The organism is Clostridium sp. N3C (assembly GCF_900095445.1).
GTDB lineage: Bacteria > Bacillota > Clostridia > Clostridiales > Clostridiaceae > Clostridium_AU.
In genome coordinates this window covers 22,277-39,237 of sequence record NZ_FMJL01000033.1, presented here as the reverse complement: position 1 = coordinate 39,237, position 16,961 = coordinate 22,277, and the positions used below count along the sequence as shown (strand labels likewise).

Below are 16,961 nucleotides of genomic sequence, written 5' to 3'. Positions count from 1 at the left end.
TTTATTATAGGAATTGCTAGAAACGGTATAGATGCTATAGAAAAAGTTCAAAGATTAAAGCCAGATTTAGTTACTATGGATTTAGAGATGCCAGAACTTAATGGAATTGAAGCTTTAAAAGAAATTATGAAGAGCAATCCTGTTCCTGTAGTTATGCTCAGTCAGCATACGGAAGAAGGTACCAAATTAGCACTAGAAGCCTTAGAAGAAGGAGCTGTGGACTTTTTTTTAAAAAGTAGTCTTATTGGAGACAATACAAGTGAAGAGATTATCAATGATTTTTTAGTTAGACTCAAAGCCATTGCAAAAAGTGGAAAGGTTCATCTAAATGAAGAAGACTATATTAAGAAAGAAACTAACAATGAACTGGTGAAAAAAACATCCTATTCAAAAAAGAGAGACTTGATTATTATTGGATGCTCCACTGGAGGATCCTCTGCTCTTCAATCACTTCTTCCTAGGTTCCCGGAGGATTTAGATGTACCTATTATAGTTTTACAGCATATGCCTCCAGGTTTTACAAAACCACTTTCGGAAAGATTTGATGCTATATGCAATTTAAGAGTTAAGGAAATCGAGAACGGCGATGAATTAGTTCCTGGTAATATATACATTGCTCCCTCAGGATTTCAAACATTTTTAGAGCTTAATAATGATAATAAGGTTACTTTTAAAGTAGAGGATTATTCACCTATAGAGACATTATATAAACCATCAATTAATGTGACCTTGAATTCTGCTGCTCCTTTATTTAAGGATAGACTCATTTCTATAATTCTCACTGGAATGGGTAATGATGGCCTAATGGGATGCGATAATGTTAAGAAAAATAATGGCTTTGTTATTGTAGAAGCTGAGGAGTCTTGCGTAGTATATGGAATGCCAAAGGTAGTTTATGAAGCGGGATTAGCGGATGTTCAGGTACCTCTTTCAAGGATATTTGAACAGATTATGTTTAATTTGTAGCAGATAAATAGTGATGTGTTCATTTTCTATCTATAAAAAATATAATATTAATGCTAAATATTTATGAGAAAACTAAGCTTCTGCTTAATAAAAAGCAAATGCTTAGTTTCTTTATTTTAAATCAACATACAATATAGTAAGAAAAATGAATCATATAAACTAATTAACAATACTTTCCGGTGAAAACTTTGTTATAATTTATATTAATACATTTACAGGAGGATATCATGCAGTGGAATTTTTCTCAAATTAGAGAATCGATTATAAATAATAAAAAAGCACAGCTTCTTACAGAAGGTAACTTTGGATTAGAGAAAGAATCTCAAAGAATAATAGAATCTGGAGATCTTTCTTTAACTCCTCATCCTGCTGTGTTTGGTGATAAGTGCGGAAATCCCCGGATAACTACGGATTTTTCTGAAAGTCAAATTGAAATGGTTACTCCAGTTTTTAACTCTGTGGAAGAGGTATATGAATCCTTAAAAGAAATTCAGGAGGAAGTGGAAGTAGGTATTGGTGATGAACTTTTGTGGCCTCTTAGTATGCCACCTAGACTTCCAGAAGAGGACTTGATTCCTATTGCAAGGTTTCCTAAGACTGAAGAGTGTCAGATTAAAGAAATATATAGAAAGGGTTTAGCTCTTCGTTATGGTAAGAAGATGCAAATGATATCTGGTATTCATTTTAATTTTTCCTATAGCGAAAATATGATTAATTTTCTCTATAAACATTGGAAGTCTGGTGAGGGGAAAAGAGAGTTTAGGGACAAAATTTATTTCGCTGTGGCCAGAAACTTTTTAAGGTACAGATGGCTATTAATTTACCTATTTGGAGCATCCCCTTCCTGTGATTATACTTATTACCCTGTAATATGCAGGCAGTTAAAGGAAATGGAAAAAAGTTATTCAAGCTGTGACGGTGCTATTGAAAATCTTGAGCAATTTGCCACATCTCTTCGGGTGAGCAGATTTGGTTATTCTGATACGGTACAAAATGGGCATATCCTGTATTTTAATGGTATGGAAGAGTATAATAGGGAGCTTAGCAGAATTTTAGCAATGGAAAGTCCAGAGTACTTAAAATTAGGTATATACAGGAATGGTGAACAAGTACAGCTCAATGGAAATTTACTGCAAAGTGAAAGCGAATTTTACTCTTCTATTCGATTAAAACAAAATGTAGTAAGGGGAGAAAGTCAGCTAGAGGCTTTAACAAAACGTGGAGTAAAGTATTTAGAAGTAAGAATAATAGATTTAGATCCCTTTGAAAAGGTTGGTATTAGCTTAGAACAGTTGTATTTTCTACAGGTTTTTATGGTGTATTGCCTTTTTGAAAATAGTAAGCCAATTACTAAAGAGGAGTATAATGAGATGAATAGTAATCATCAGCTAACAGCTATCTTTGGTAGAAAAAAGGATTTAATGTTACACCGATACGATGGACAAATGATTTCTTTAAAAACTTTTGCAGAAAGCATACTTGAGAAATGCAGGTATATTGCAGAGCTTATGGATAAGGATTCTGGAAGTAGTAAATACAAGGATAGTGTTGAAAAGCAATGCTTAAAGCTGATGGATAAAAATCTTTTACCTTCAGAAAGAATATATCAGGCAACAAAATATAGGGGAGATAGTTTTGTAAAATTTGGCGTAAGGCAGGCAAAGAATAATTTAAAAAGGAGCTAAAGGAGTTGTTTTTAAGATGATGGAAAAATATAAGAAACTAGAACTTTCAACTCAGCTTTTAATTGCGGAAGCACAAAGGAGAGGAATTGAGGTTCAGGTGCTGGATTGGGAAGATAATTTTATTCGCCTAAAAAAGGGTTCAAAGGTTGAATATGTAAAGCAGGCTACTAAAACCTCTGTGGATACTTATATAGCTCCGTTAATTATGGAAAACAAGGAAGTAACAAAAATCCTTCTTAGAGAGCAGGGGATAAATGTTCCTAGAGGCATAAGTGTTAAGAATACTCAAGAGGCAGTGGAAAGATTTTCGGAATTTGAAGGTAGGGATATAGTTGTTAAGCCTAAGTCTACTAATTTTGGAAAGGGCGTATTTATCTTAAAGAATATTAAGTCCCTTGAAGAATATAAAAAGGCTGTTGAGCAAGCTTTAAGCTATGATAGTATAGTGCTTATTGAAGAATTTATATCAGGTAAGGAGTACAGATTCTTAGTTATAGGAGATGAAGTGGCAGGAGTATTGCACAGAGTTCCTGCTAACGTTGTAGGGGATGGAAAGAGTACCATTGAGGAGCTAGTTAATGAAAAAAATAAGGATCCTTTAAGAGGAGAAGGCTATGTAACGCCTCTTGAAAAGATAAAGCTTGGCAATGTGGAGAAGGAATATTTAGCTTTACAAGGGAAGGATATAAACTATATTCCTAAAAAGGATGAGGTTGTTTATCTTAGAGAAAATTCTAATATAAGCACTGGAGGAGATAGTATTGATTATACCGATGCTGTACACCAGGATTATAAAGATATAGCGGTACAATCTGCTAAGGCTGTAGGGGCTAAAATTTGTGGAGCGGATATAATCATACAGGATATTAAGGCAAGGGCAAGTTCCCATAATTACAGCATTATAGAGCTAAATTTCAATCCAGCCTTGCACATACACGATTTCCCTTACAAGGGCGAAAACAGGCAGGTTGAAAGAAAGGTCTTAGATTTATTAGGCTACTAAGATTCTTTAAATAATAAACAGATATCTCAAATTATTATGTAAGTTTTAGGATATTTGTTTGCATAAATAAATATGACCAGTCACTACAAACCATTAGGTTTACTTGTGACTGGTCTTTTATTTGAACCTTTAAACTATGCTAAACTCCACTTTGTAACCTGTCTTTGGATTAATTGAGCACTATATTTATCCTTTAAATCTCCACCTTCTGAGTAGAATATATTTTGAGCTATGATAGCATCCATAGCTGCGTTAACTTCAGCCTCTGTCACATCTGGTTTAATGTTTGAGATAGTGAAGTTTACCTTATCTCCACTTACATTTACAAAGGTGAGTTGTAGTGAATACTCCATGAGATAACCTCCTTTCTTAATGGGGGATTTTACTTAGGCTACATATCTGTCAATGAATAGTTATCGTTCTTTTCAATGCTGGATACAGGATACCTAAGTAAGGATTCTATTGCCTTAGCGGTTGCAAAGATCTTGTCGTCCTCAGCGGAAGGTTTGATTTTTGAAAGGGTCATAGTCTTTGTAGTAGCTTTTCCTTCCTTAGAGCCAGTAACTAAAACTAAAGCTAATTTAGTTGAATTTTTATTTGCTACTGCCATCTTGCCACCTCCTTTATTAACTTTTGCTTACGATATTAAATATGCATTTCTCAGGATGTTTTTGGAAAAAACAAAAATTTATTATTTAATCTTCATGTTTACTGTTAAATAGGATTCTTATTTTCATTTCCATTTAGCTTTACAGAAAGTATCGTTGCAAGCTGATTAATAGAAGTGGTTAACTTATCAATCTTACCTTCTATCCTAATAAGTAGATAGGCGGCAACGGCGATAGGAAAACCAACGTTTGCTACAGCCTTTATTAAATCTTCCATGTAAAATCCTCCTTTCTTTTATTAGCAAAAGAGTCTTTGATAATTATAGATTTAAAATACTGAAGGACTATTGCCTTAATATTAAATATGCGAAGGAAAGAAGGATTTAAGTTTATATAAAAAAGCCTAGCTTTTTGGTTTCATCTTAAAAAGCTAGGCTTTTTCTTATAGAAATTCAGGCAAATACAAGATCATTCCAGGATATATTAAATTAGGATCTACAATGTTAGGATTATAGGCTAGGATCTCATCCATAGTAATGGCCTTACCATATAAATTTATATGGTCTAAATTATAGTTATAAATTATAGTGCCTAAAGTATCACCGGGTTTGACAAAATAAGTAATTAAAGGTGTGATTTTAAGCACATTAATTACTTGGCCTGGCAATATATGGTTAGGATCTGTAATTTGACGATTTATAGGAAGAAGCTGTTTGTAGGATTTTAAATCGAATTTTTTTGCAATACCATTAAGGGTATCCCCAGGTTCTACAGTATATTTAATGGTGTACATATACATAGGTTATTCCTCCCATTTGTGTTATCAATTTCATAATATGCAATAAGGCAGAAGCTAGTTCTTATAGACCTTGGTCATATTTGAGAGAAAGGCCCTTAAATTTGAAATGTAATAATTTTACATACCATAACATATACCTAGAAAGTAAATTTAGAATGAGTTTTGAGAAGGGAGTTATATATGTGGATAAATTTATAAGAATTGTAGTTAAAGCCTTTATGCATATAAAACATATATGATAAAGGAGAGGTTAAAATGTATGTAAAAAAGAAGTATATAACTCTTATTATCAGCGCCCTTTTGTTGCAAGGTACTACCTTTTATGCAGAACCTTTAACAGAGCAGCTTCAAAAGCAGCAAAAGCAGTTACAGGACAATCAAGCAATCTATAACAGTATAGAAACAGAAAAAGAGGCACTAGAAATAAAGATACAAGAATACGATGCACAAATTGAAGAATTAATGATGAAAATAGAGAAGAATAAAGAGAGGATTGAGAAAACAGAAAGCCAAATTTATGCTACAGAAGGAGAGATTAAGAAATTAGAACAAGAGATTGAAGAGGGAAAAAACTTAAGGGATAAAAGATTATCTAGTTTATATAAGAATGGCCTCAATCAGTATTTATCCTTAATTCTAAGGGTTGAAAATTTTGACGATCTTATTAATAAAATTGATTCCATGAAAAGAATATCAGACTATGATAAGGAGATTATAGATGGTTTACAGGAAAAAGCGGACAAGTTAAATAAGATTTCTGCTAAGTTAGCTAAAACAAAAAGTTATTTATTGGACTTAAAAAAGTCTGATGAAAAGAGATTAGAGAAAATTAATAAGGTCATTGAGGAGCAAAAGAAAGTTATAGAAGAGTTGGAAGCAAAACGAAGAGTTTATGCGTCAAGGATTACTGAAGCTCAGATGCTTGTAAATGAAACTCTTGCTAAGATAGAGGAAATGAATAGGCAAAGCTTACAAGATACAGGGGAAGCTTCTGTTTCTAGGGGTGGTAATACAGATTCAAATAATGAAGTTCTTATTTATGCCTTTAAGTTTTTAGGTACTCCCTATAAATGGGGTGGTATAAGTGCGGATACTGGTTTTGATTGTTCTGGATTTACCCAGTATGTATATGGCCATTTTGGTATTGAAATAGGAAGAACAACCTGGGATCAAATAAAGATTGGAGTTCCGATTTCAAGAGAAGAATTACAGGTGGGAGACTTAGTGCTTTTTGGGAAAAAGGGCAATCCTACTCATGTGGGAATTTATGCAGGAAATAATACCTACATACATGCTCCCCATACTGGAGATGTAGTAAAAATTTCTGCTATGACCAGAAATGATTTTATTACTGGAAGAAGGGTTAAATAGTAGAAGTTAAGCTTATTTCCAGTATGGCTGGAGAGAAGTTTATTTTAATAGTAAAGCTACAATTATTTGAAAATTTAAAATATTATAAATATTAATACGCTTTTAATTGTAAACGTTATAATGATATGTTAAAATAATAACAAGATTAATAAAAGTATTACTGTATTATTGAATGTAGGGAGGCAGCTGTATGAAAAGATTAGAAGGAAAAGTGGCAATTGTAACAGGTTCTACATCAGGAATGGGAAGAGCTACAGCTATAGCATTCGCTCGTGAAGGTGCGAAGGTAGTTGTAACTGGAAGAAATGAAGAAAGAGCAAAGGAAGTAGTAAAGCAAATTAAATCTGAAGGCTTTGAAGCTATGTATGTAATAGTAGATACTTCTAATGTAGAAAGTGTACGAGTTCTAGTTGATAAAACCCTAGAAGCTTATGGAACTGTAGATATTTTATTTAACAATGCAGGAGCCCTTAGTATTACACCATTACAACAGGTATCTTTAGAGGAATGGAATAAAGTATTTAATGTTAATTTAACATCAGCCTTATATTTAACTCAGCTTGTAGCACCAATAATGAAGGAAAAAGGAAAGGGTGTAATCATTAATACTTCTTCTGTTGCAGGATTCCATGCACATCACGGAATGGCTACTTACATAACCTCAAAACATGCACTTAATGGCTTAACAAAATCAATGGCTTGGGAGCTTGGTCCAGAAATACGTGTAAATGCAATAGCACCAGGACTAATTGATACTGCAATGGTTGCTAGCTTAGGAACTCTTGAAGAAGTAGGAGGTCACTTAATTCAAGGCTCACCATTAAAAAGAGCAGGAAAGCCGGAGGATATAGCTTCAGTAGCATTATTCTTGGCTTCAGATGAGTCATCCTTTATAGATGGACAAGTTATTAGAGTAGATGGCGGAATAGATATTTAATTTTTAAAAATCTGCGGTTATGCCACTTGACATGACTGCAGATTTTTATATGGATTTTATTATTTAAATATATTTTTTAAACTGATCTTAAGCTCAGGAAATACTGAACTTACATATTCTATCTTCAAGATAATTTAAAAACTTAGGCAGGATAGATACTGTAATTTGATTATGTTTAATTGAAATGTCAGATGTTACTCATATCTCTCCATCAGCATATTCTGTTTTACAGTCATAAGTACGCTCAACTAAATCATATTCATTAAGTGTTAGGTAATGTTCTTTTCTAGTGTACATTTTAACATCTCAAATATTTATTATTCTTTTTCTATTGTAACAAAATAGAGGGCATATAAGGCCATTTAGAATGGATATTATTATTTCCTTAAAAATATTAAGATATCTAAGGAATGAAAGAAAAATATGCTATCCCCCTTGAAAAATAGAAAAGAGATATTATATAATTATATCGAACAGATGTTCTAGAAATTTATATCATTATTGTTAAAACTACAAGTTTTTAAGTATGTATAGGAGGGATTAGCTTGAAAGTATTAGCAAAACCTATAGATGTTGTAGCGTGGTTTACTAAGGAAGGAACACCGCGACCGGTTAGGTTCAGAATAACCAATGAAGAAGAAAGTGAAACGGTAGTGAAGGTTGATAGAATACTTCAAGTAGATAGAGAAAAGCTTGCAGGCAATCCCATGCTAGTATATAGATGCCAAGGAATAATAAATGGAGTGGAGAGGATTTATGAATTAAAATATGAGCTGATGACCTGTAAGTGGATCTTGTTTAAAATATAGTGTATAAGAGCAAAGGGAAGAAGAAAAGTTTACAAAAGAAAAAAAGATCTGTAGATAAGAAAGATTTTTATACTAAGACATACCTATTGCTTTATTAAGCTAAAAGGAAAGATTGATATTAATATTGTGTATTATATGTAATAATATGGAATGAGGTATTTTATCTCCATTTTTTTATTTGCAATTTTTTATAACTATCGTATAAAATCTCATATATTTTCTCATTGATAATCTTAAAAATGCTTTTAAAACAATACATAAAGTTATAGGTGAATTATTATGAGTTTATTTGGATAATATATCTGTTATATACTATGAATATTTATAGTGAAATTTTGTGTATTTTTTCTGGATTTTATAGGAGATTTTGTGCTATTATGTAGATACCACTTCTCAATATATTTGGACCAGGTGTAAGGAATTTTATCAATAGATTGGGTAGGAATTTGAAGTGGAATATCTTTAACAACAAAGGAGTTGCAGTGTTATGAAGTTTATAAAGCCTAAAACAACTAAGAAAAAAGTTACTTGGGAAATATCTGATAAGACCCTAACTATATTAAATTATTATTCTAAGTACTCTCAGTATAGTGAAGAGGAAATTGTAGATATGTTCCTAGAGAATCTTTTGGAAGATGAAGGGTTTATAGAATGGATTAACAAGCAAAGATACAAAAAGAGAATTGAAGCTATATTACAGGACTGTGAGTTAGTTAGCCAAATGGCTGCTTCAGAGCAAAACAATCAGTCTGAAGAAAGTGATGGAAGCGATAGATAACTTTCCCTATGTTGCTTTGTTGTAAAATATAAAGGTGAGATATAAAGCTTTTGTATATGATATTTTTATGATAATATACTAGTTTATATTATTAATAATTTTATGTGATATTTTTGTGAAAGTAGTAGAGAATATTTCTGATAAGAATAAAGATAACTTCTAATAAGGTTTAAGGGAAGGCGAAAAATATGAATGTGAAGCAAATGAAGGGAAAAATAAACAGTGGGGAGTATGATTTTTTACGGCAGGATGAAAGATTAAAAAATAGACTAATTTTATTAACCACTGGGGGAAGCCATGCCTATGGTACCAATATAGATACAGAGGATCACGTTAGTGATTTTGATCTTCGGGGAATATATTTAAACTCCCCAGAAGAGATCTTAACTATGGATTGCAGTGAGAAACCCGTTGAAAACCTTGAATTAGATGTGACTATTTATCCCTTGGCCCAGATTGTAAAGCTACTTGTTAATGCAAATCCTAATACCTTAGAAATCTTAGGCACTAAGGAGGAGCATTTGTTCGTAATAACAGAGGAAGGTCGTATGTTAAGAAATAATGGCGATTTATTTTTATCCAAACGAGTTTATGCTTCCTTTGGAGGTTATGCAATTCAACAATTAAGAAGGTTGGAGAATGCTTTAGCTAGAGATAATTATCCCCAGAAGGAAAAGGAAAGACATATATTATGTAGTATAGAAAAGCAAATGATGACCTTTGTTGATAGGTATAAGCCTATTACAAGGGATCAGCTAAGATTATATATTGATAAGTCCCATAAAGAGGATTATGATGAGGAAATCTTTATAGATATAAATTTAAATCATTATCCTCTAAGGGATTTAAAGAATATGTATGGAGAGATGAATCAGGTATTAAAGGATTATTCAAAGTTAAATCACAGAAATAAAAAGAAGGATAGTCTGCATCTATTAAAGCACGCTATGCATCTTATAAGGCTTTTAATAATGGGTGCAGAGATCTTAGAAGGTAAGGGAATAAATACATATAGGGAAAAGGATAGACAACTGCTTTTAGACATTAGAAATGGAAAGTATAGTTATGAAGAAATATTTGAAATGGTAGATAAGTATGAGAAAAATTTTGAGTATGCTAAGGAAAATTGTGTTTTGCCAGATAATCCAGACTATAAAAGAATAAATGAATTGGTTATGGAGATTAATAGGAGAGTAGTTTCTAGATCTATATAAATGGGGAAATATTTGCGCATATTATATTTCCTCTCTTCTTTCTACAAAAGTAAATAAAAAGCATATACTTGAAAAATAAGCTAATAATATAATTGAGTTTTAGTATAGAAGACAAAAAATCCGAAATGGTATAAAAGAACAAGCAGAGGGGAGATTTCCATGAGCAAGGTGCTATATATTAAAGCAGATGCAAAAAGTGATTCTCAATCAAGAACTTATAGGATTTCTGAAAAATTTATAGAAGCTTATAAAAAGAATAATCCTAAGGATGAAATTATCACCTTAGATTTGTACAAGGAAGATATAAATTTCTTACAAGAGGAAGATTTAAAAGATTTATTTTCTACAAATCCAGAGGAAAAGAGAGATCACAGAATCCTCAAATATGCCTATCAGTTTGTAGAGGCAGATAAATATGTGGTTGCATCACCTTTCTGGAACTTGAGTATTCCAGCTATATTAAAGGCTTATATAGATTATATATCTGTTACTGGAATAACCTTCAAGTATACTGATAATGGTCCGGTAGGCCTTTGTAATAATAAGAAATGCCTTCATATCGTTGCTAGGGGTGGAGTGTACGGACAGGGACCTGCTGCTGCTTATGAAATGGGAGATAGATATTTAAGAACTATCTTTGGTTTCTTTGGCATAACAGATTTTACAACTATAGCTGCAGAGGGACTTGATGTTATAGGCAATGATATGGAATCAATTATTCAAAATGCTATTGATGATGCGCAGCAGTTGGCTAGAAGCTTCTAGATCTTTATATAGAATTAGAATGGTTGGAGCAGAAAGTATTTATTAGATCTACAGTGCTATCATTTCCTATTAAAAAAATGTAGGTAGTTTACGTTGAATTTACACGTAACTTCCTACAGATTCTACTTTAGTGTCGTTAGTATCTTATGTTATTCTAGGTCAAGTTCTAACCATTGGGTGGTTCCTTCGCCAAGTTTATACCACCATAATAAATTGTTTGATAATTTGCCACCATTAGTTACCCCAGTATCAATTAAAGATATAATTTTATTCTCTTTAATTGAATACACATCAAGTGAATCCTTAGTTGAATACCAGGCAACATATTTATCATTTATGGTGAAGTTCCAATATTCAGTTCCATTATTTTGAACAACTATCTTAGTTGTTTGCTTTTTATCATCATATATTTTTATTGTTGATCTACCGGAACCCCATACTATATAGGGATAGTTAATGGCTGGAGCAACCACATTCATACCTTCTTCAAGCATCTTTTTGCTATTGTCTTTAGTATTTACTAGAAAAATACTTCCAAAACGTCCTTGCTTTTCAGTATCTATTTTCCCTTTGTCATATACTATCCACTCACCGCTAATAGAAGGATGTCCAAACTCCCCTTCTTTGGCATCTATTTCATCAATGATTTTATAACTATTATTTTTAAGATCATACATTTTTACAATTGCCTTTACAGCATTCTTGGAATCTGCTTCAAAGGTTGACCAAGCAACTTGTTGGTTAGAGGCAGAAATTTTAGGTCCAATCATTGTTGGCACATCGAATGCCGTTGATGATTCGTCTAATTTCCACATATCTACTTGAACTTTTTTTTCAGACTCAGTATCTATGGCATATATAGCCCAATCCCATTTAATCAAATCATTTGATGCCTCAGCGTATACAATCCATTTATCAGTAACCGCTGCACTGTATATATCCTTGTTTTTGGTAGCAGGTATTTCCTTGATGACTTTTTCTCCATTAGCATCTGTGATTAATATTTTATTGTCAGTATCTTCAGTTATTTGTAAGAAAACCTTTTCGTTTTTTGGTAGTACTCCTATAGGATAAGCATCTTTAAATGAATGTACATTTTGCTCGCTTATATTAATTTCTTGTTTTTCATTAATTACTTGCTCTTTATTACTTCCTTGATCTCCATTGATGCTATGCTGAGGTGATTTTGAATTTGGTGAAGATGTTGGAGTTTCTGTTCCACATCCACATGCCATTAAAAAAGTCATTAGAACTATTAATAATACTAATTTTTTCATAATTTATCTCCTAGTTAAATTTGAATTATAAAATGCTACAGCAGAGATTATACAATCTGCTGTAGTAACAAGTGATTACCAAACAATTCCTCTTTCGGCTAATAGAGCTTTCCATTTAGGTAGCTCGAGTGAGTGTACACCATAAGTGCCAGCACGACCATTGAATGGGTCATGATAAACCCCTTTCTTATAACTGTCTGATAAATTAGCACCTGAGTAACCTATTCCAGTTACATAGTGCCAGTAATCCTTACCTGAATTTTCGTATCCAACAAGGTACCCATTTTTTGATGACATATGGGTATCTAAAATAAATGGATGTCCATCTACAGTACAGCCAAGGAATGCAGTCCAAATAGTGGATTGATTTGGTGACCACGTAATATTATAGTAATTTGAGTTAGTATGCTTATTAAGTGCTTTGGCCCAATGATCACCAAAAGGTGTTTGTTTGCCATCAAATTGAAGGTCGTTTTTTAATGTATTTAATGAAATATTCTTGCCCCAGTTTAATAATAGATTATGGGCAGATGTTGGACCACAAGTGTTATTATCCGGTTGGTTTATGTATCCTGATGTACTTAAGGTTTTGCTGTAAGGCACATCAGGGATTGCCATTAAATTATTTGAATTATTTTTACCAACGTTTTTGAAACGTTCTGACATTTTACGAATTTTCTCTTGAGATGCTTTTATAGATTCTTCTGAAGAAGGAATGGCCTTCTGTTCTTCAGTAGACAGATCTGCTGCAAAAACATTAACACCGGTAAGTGATACAATAATTAATGAAAGTGCAATATATTTAGTAGTTTTCTTTATTATAAGTTTGCGATTAAGCATTTCATCACCTCGTTAAGTTTATTTTTTGCAACGTTGCAAATTTATTATACTGTAATTTACATTATATGTGAATAAAGGATATAAAAAAATATAATAAAAGTTTTGTAAAATATTATGGAATACACACATAAATAAAAATGGAGCGTCTAATTAAACTTTTATAAAATAGGTATGATTAATATAATTTCACTCAAATTAAAAAATCATTTTTGAAGATAAAAATACTGCTGACAAAATATATTTGTCAGCAGTATGAAATATCTAAATATAATTTAATCCATCACAAGATGGTAAAAATCATCTGGAAAGTAGAAGTTTTCATTATTAATATATATTTCGTTTAATTCATTATCTAATACATTAGCAGACTTATAACTAGTGACCTCTCTATTGATTCTTTCCATTTTATGATCCAGTTGATTTACCGTTTCTGCTGCTTCTTTAAGGTCTTGCAATAACTTTTCTGGAACCTTCTTGTTATACTTATAGTAAATCTTATGCTCTAGGCTTGCCCAAAAATCCATGCCAATGGTACGAATTTGAACCTCTACACAAACCTCTTCCATTCTGTCAGACATAAAAACTGGTACCTGTAAAATTAAATGAAGGCTTTGATAACCATTAGGTTTTGGATTTTTTATGTAATCCTTAATAGCTAGTACTTTTATATCCTTCTGACTTTGTAACATTTCACTTAATTTATAGATATCAGACACAAAGGAACATATTATACGAATACCAGCAATATCCTGTATATTCTCTTTTATAGAGCTTAAAGAAAGCTCCAAACCTTTTCTATATACTTTTTTTAAGATACTTTCCGGTGTTTTTATTCGAGATTTTACATGTTCAATAGGATTATAATCATGAATATATTGAAATTCCTGCTGTAATATATTAATTTTTGTGTTTACTTCTTCTAAGCCGAATTTATAGGACATCATGAATCTCGTTAGTTCGGTTTTTAGCTTTTTTAACTCTGCAGGGTTCCTTGCTTCCATTTACATCTACTCCGTTTCTAATATATGATTTACAGCTATTGAAAGTAAAGCTTTATTGTTTGTTGAAATCGTTATCTTAAGCTAGAAATCTATATTTATTTACACTGATATATTAATTTATTTATAGAGATAAGTCAAAGGGGGAAAAATTGAGAAAAATGTTGACTATAACCTTAGGGTCTGCCTTATGATTATATGGAGGTGAGGTTATATGTTAATTAATGAAGCAAGCAAGATAACAAACTTAACTAAAAAGGCAATTGAATACTACGTAGAACAAGGCTTAATTTTACCGGTGGTTTTAGACAATGGATATAGGGATTTTAGTGAAAAGGATGTGGAAATCTTAAAAAAGATTTCTGTTTTACGAAGGCTTGGACTTACCGTGGAAGAAATTAAACTTGTTTTTAAGGATGACACAAAGACCACACTGGGAAGGATAGCTTTACAAAGGGAATTAAATTTACAGAGAGAAGAAGCAAAGAAGGCTTTAATTGATAAACTTAGTAAGGAAGAAAATTATGGCGAAATAGATGCTCAATTAAAGGCAATTGAGAATAGTAAAACTATATCAGAAAAATTATTAGAAGCATTTCCAGGATACTATGGCCGATTTGTTTGTCTACATTTTTCAAAGTTTTTGAATGAGCCTATTAGTAGCCATAGTCAGCAATTGGCTTATGATGAGATTATAGAGTTTTTAGATAATGTGCCTCCTATAAATTTTCCAGAAGAAGTCCAAGAATACTTGATAGAGTTTGATACACAGGTTAGCATAGAAAGTATAAGGCAAGTTATAGAGAATACAAAGAAATCTGTTGAAAATCCTGATGAATTCATATCTAAAAATAAGGAAATGATTGATGAATATTTGAAATATAAAGAGTCTGAGGAATATAAAAATTCAGTAGCCCATAAACTTTTAGAAATAATTAGAGAGTTCAATAATACAAGCGGATATTATGATGTATTTATACCGGCTATGAAAAGACTTAGCAGTTCTTATGCTAAATATTATGAAAAACTGGAAGATGCCAATGAGAAACTATTAAAAGCATATCCAGATCTGTCAAGAAACCAGTAAATTCCTCTTGTATCAAGGTTTCAAAACTACCAAACCAATGCCAATTTGTGAGGAAAGCTTAGATTTCCGCATATTTCTCCAGTTATTCTGTTGCAATACAGTTTTACCTATTTTACAATAGGTAGTTATCATGATAGCATTACCATGTAATTGGAAAAGAACCGTCAGGATAATAAGATCATACCTGAAAGGCTTTAATATCTTTTGGGAGGATTGTACAAATGGGAAATAAAAGCGTTAAATTGAGGCAGGAGGTTTACAGGTCTGACGCTTGGAAGATTATTGATTGGCTAGAGGATCATGAAGTCAGCAGGTATTTGAATGAAGATCAAAATGTTACTGAATCTATTAGGCAGGTAATAAATAGAGTTAATCTGCCAATATTAACACCGCTATTTAACCAACAGGGTAGCTTTTTTATTATAACTATAAATGAAGAAGAGCCTATAGGTTTTTTAAGGCTAGTACCTAAGAATAAATCTGTTGAAATAGTGATAGTTATTGGTGACAAGGAAAAGTGGGGTAACGGATTTGGCTCTAATGCTATAAAGGAAGCTTTAAAGAAGGCATTTTTCTCCTGGAGAGCTGAAGAAGTTATTGCTAAAATCAACTTTAAAAATGAAAGATCAATAAGAGTTTTTAATAAAGTAGGTTTTAGAGAAGATAAGCGGTTAGCTAAAGAAATGCAATATGCCATGTCTATGGATGAGTTTTTAAAGCTTGCAGCATAAGTATATAAAAAACACTGGATACCTTTAAGGTGTCTAGTGTTTTTATTTATTAATTTAATAAGAATTATAAAAAGTGCTGATGATACTATAACTTTAATCATCAACACTATTTTATTGGTGCAAGATTTAAAGAAATAGTAGCAAGCTAACAGCCATTACTACCATACCAGCAACAAGCCCATAGATAGAAAGATGATGTTCGCCATATTCTCTGGCGGATGGTAGTAGCTCGTCAAGAGATATAAATACCATAATACCAGCAATTGTTGCAAAGATTATGCCAAACATAAGATCATTGATAAAAGGCATTAATATTAAGTAACCTATGAAAGCTCCTACTGGTTCTGATAATCCTGATATGAAAGAGTAAAAGAAAGCCTTCTTTCTATCGCCTGTAGCATAGAAAACCGGTACAGATACAGCTATTCCTTCTGGTATGTTATGAATAGCTATAGCTACAGCTATTGGTATAGCGATGGTTGGTTGCTGTAAAGCAGAAACAAATGTTGCTAAACCTTCAGGAAAGTTGTGAATTGCAATAGCTAAAGCTGTGAATAAGCCAGTTCTTAGTAACTTAGAATTTGAAGGTTGCTTTTTTGAGTCAATATCTTCTATTTTATGAACGTCGTGAGGATTTTCACCACTAGGTACTAGATTATCAATAAGGGCAATGAGAAGCATTCCTGCAAAGAAAGATATAACAGTTACCCAGGAACCTTTCTTTAGTCCTAGTTCAGCAGTAAGTGAATTTTGAGCTTGACTGAAAAGTTCTATCATAGATACATAAATCATTACACCGGCAGAAAATCCAAGACTTACTGATAAAAATTTAGTGTTGGTTTTCTTAGTAAAAAAAGCAAGGGAGCTTCCAATACCTGTAGACAAACCAGCTAATATAGTTAAACTAAATGCAAAAAGTACGTTATTCATATTTGTCCTCCCTCCAATATTATTCGTATATTTATTATAGCACTTTTGTTATATATCTATCTAAAGAGTTAACTTTATTAAAAATCTAAGTATAACAAGTACTAATTTGAATAATAATATTTATCAATTAATAATTATTATCTATATTATAGCTATTAGTATA

The 16,961-nt window shown here is 32.0% G+C and carries 19 protein-coding genes; 11 read left to right on the top strand and 8 right to left on the bottom strand.

Annotated features, from left to right (window positions below; translation table 11 throughout):
• The 3 genes from cheB to gshAB all read left to right on the top strand — a co-directional run.
• Positions 1-966: chemotaxis-specific protein-glutamate methyltransferase CheB (cheB, locus tag N3C_RS09780; protein WP_074365849.1), on the top strand; the 966-nt coding region annotated here is incomplete at its 5' end.
• A 227-nt stretch (positions 967-1,193) separates the two neighbouring features.
• Positions 1,194-2,651, top strand: a complete 1,458-nt coding sequence (locus tag N3C_RS09775) for a glutamate--cysteine ligase (protein WP_074365848.1) — start codon at positions 1,194-1,196, stop codon at positions 2,649-2,651.
• Between the two features lie 19 nt (positions 2,652-2,670).
• Positions 2,671-3,654 (top strand): bifunctional glutamate--cysteine ligase GshA/glutathione synthetase GshB, encoded by a 984-nt coding sequence (gene gshAB / locus N3C_RS09770; protein ID WP_242944078.1) that lies wholly within the window; start codon positions 2,671-2,673, stop codon positions 3,652-3,654.
• A gap of 134 nt (positions 3,655-3,788) precedes the next feature.
• Here gshAB and N3C_RS09765 read toward each other — a convergent pair whose 3' ends face one another.
• The 4 genes from N3C_RS09765 to N3C_RS09750 form a co-directional block, all read right to left on the bottom strand.
• On the bottom strand, positions 3,789-4,007 hold the full coding sequence (locus N3C_RS09765; protein ID WP_074365846.1) for a DUF2922 domain-containing protein: 219 nt from the start codon (positions 4,005-4,007) through the stop codon (positions 3,789-3,791).
• A 38-nt stretch (positions 4,008-4,045) separates the two neighbouring features.
• Positions 4,046-4,264 carry a DUF1659 domain-containing protein gene (locus tag N3C_RS09760; RefSeq protein WP_074365845.1) on the bottom strand — a complete coding sequence of 73 codons (219 nt, stop codon included), beginning with the start codon at positions 4,262-4,264 and terminating at the stop codon, positions 4,046-4,048.
• A 104-nt stretch (positions 4,265-4,368) separates the two neighbouring features.
• A complete protein-coding gene (locus N3C_RS09755; RefSeq protein ID WP_074365844.1) occupies positions 4,369-4,539 on the bottom strand; it encodes a YvrJ family protein in 171 nt (56 codons plus the stop codon).
• 165 nt (positions 4,540-4,704) lie between these two features.
• Positions 4,705-5,061 (bottom strand): LysM peptidoglycan-binding domain-containing protein, encoded by a 357-nt coding sequence (locus N3C_RS09750; RefSeq protein ID WP_074365843.1) that lies wholly within the window; start codon positions 5,059-5,061, stop codon positions 4,705-4,707.
• 255 nt (positions 5,062-5,316) lie between these two features.
• Here N3C_RS09750 and N3C_RS09745 point away from each other — a divergent pair, with 255 nt between their 5' ends.
• The 6 genes from N3C_RS09745 to N3C_RS09720 all read left to right on the top strand — a co-directional run bounded on the left by N3C_RS09745 (position 5,317) and on the right by N3C_RS09720 (position 10,935).
• Complete coding sequence (locus N3C_RS09745; RefSeq protein ID WP_074365842.1) at positions 5,317-6,432, top strand: C40 family peptidase; 1,116 nt, start codon at positions 5,317-5,319, stop codon at positions 6,430-6,432.
• Between the two features lie 190 nt (positions 6,433-6,622).
• Positions 6,623-7,369 (top strand): SDR family NAD(P)-dependent oxidoreductase, encoded by a 747-nt coding sequence (locus N3C_RS09740; protein ID WP_074365841.1) that lies wholly within the window; start codon positions 6,623-6,625, stop codon positions 7,367-7,369.
• A 545-nt stretch (positions 7,370-7,914) separates the two neighbouring features.
• The gene (locus tag N3C_RS09735; protein ID WP_074365840.1) at positions 7,915-8,178 is read left to right on the top strand and encodes a hypothetical protein; all 264 of its coding nucleotides are present in this window, start codon (positions 7,915-7,917) and stop codon (positions 8,176-8,178) included.
• Positions 8,179-8,665: 487 nt separating this feature from the next.
• On the top strand, positions 8,666-8,956 hold the full coding sequence (locus N3C_RS09730; protein ID WP_074365839.1) for a hypothetical protein: 291 nt from the start codon (positions 8,666-8,668) through the stop codon (positions 8,954-8,956).
• A 188-nt stretch (positions 8,957-9,144) separates the two neighbouring features.
• The gene (locus tag N3C_RS09725; RefSeq protein WP_074365838.1) at positions 9,145-10,170 is read left to right on the top strand and encodes a DNA polymerase beta superfamily protein; all 1,026 of its coding nucleotides are present in this window, start codon (positions 9,145-9,147) and stop codon (positions 10,168-10,170) included.
• Between the two features lie 159 nt (positions 10,171-10,329).
• Complete coding sequence (locus N3C_RS09720) at positions 10,330-10,935, top strand: FMN-dependent NADH-azoreductase (protein ID WP_074365837.1); 606 nt, start codon at positions 10,330-10,332, stop codon at positions 10,933-10,935.
• Between the two features lie 149 nt (positions 10,936-11,084).
• Here the strand turns inward: N3C_RS09720 and N3C_RS09715 are convergent, their stop codons facing one another.
• From N3C_RS09715 to N3C_RS09705, 3 genes are all read right to left on the bottom strand, one after another.
• The gene (locus N3C_RS09715; RefSeq protein ID WP_074365836.1) at positions 11,085-12,212 is read right to left on the bottom strand and encodes a hypothetical protein; all 1,128 of its coding nucleotides are present in this window, start codon (positions 12,210-12,212) and stop codon (positions 11,085-11,087) included.
• A 75-nt stretch (positions 12,213-12,287) separates the two neighbouring features.
• On the bottom strand, positions 12,288-13,052 hold the full coding sequence (locus N3C_RS09710) for a C39 family peptidase (RefSeq protein WP_083604507.1): 765 nt from the start codon (positions 13,050-13,052) through the stop codon (positions 12,288-12,290).
• A gap of 272 nt (positions 13,053-13,324) precedes the next feature.
• The gene (locus tag N3C_RS09705; RefSeq protein WP_074365835.1) at positions 13,325-14,053 is read right to left on the bottom strand and encodes a GTP pyrophosphokinase; all 729 of its coding nucleotides are present in this window, start codon (positions 14,051-14,053) and stop codon (positions 13,325-13,327) included.
• Between the two features lie 211 nt (positions 14,054-14,264).
• Here N3C_RS09705 and N3C_RS09700 point away from each other — a divergent pair, with 211 nt between their 5' ends.
• On the top strand, positions 14,265-15,137 hold the full coding sequence (locus N3C_RS09700; RefSeq protein ID WP_074365834.1) for a MerR family transcriptional regulator: 873 nt from the start codon (positions 14,265-14,267) through the stop codon (positions 15,135-15,137).
• Positions 15,138-15,358: 221 nt separating this feature from the next.
• Positions 15,359-15,868: a GNAT family N-acetyltransferase gene (locus N3C_RS09695; protein ID WP_074365833.1), complete on the top strand. Its 510-nt coding sequence runs from the start codon at positions 15,359-15,361 to the stop codon at positions 15,866-15,868.
• A gap of 126 nt (positions 15,869-15,994) precedes the next feature.
• Here the strand turns inward: N3C_RS09695 and zupT are convergent, their stop codons facing one another.
• Entirely contained in the window at positions 15,995-16,798 is an 804-nt protein-coding gene (gene zupT / locus N3C_RS09690; protein WP_074365832.1) for a zinc transporter ZupT, read from the bottom strand.
• Positions 16,799-16,961 lie beyond the last annotated feature (163 nt).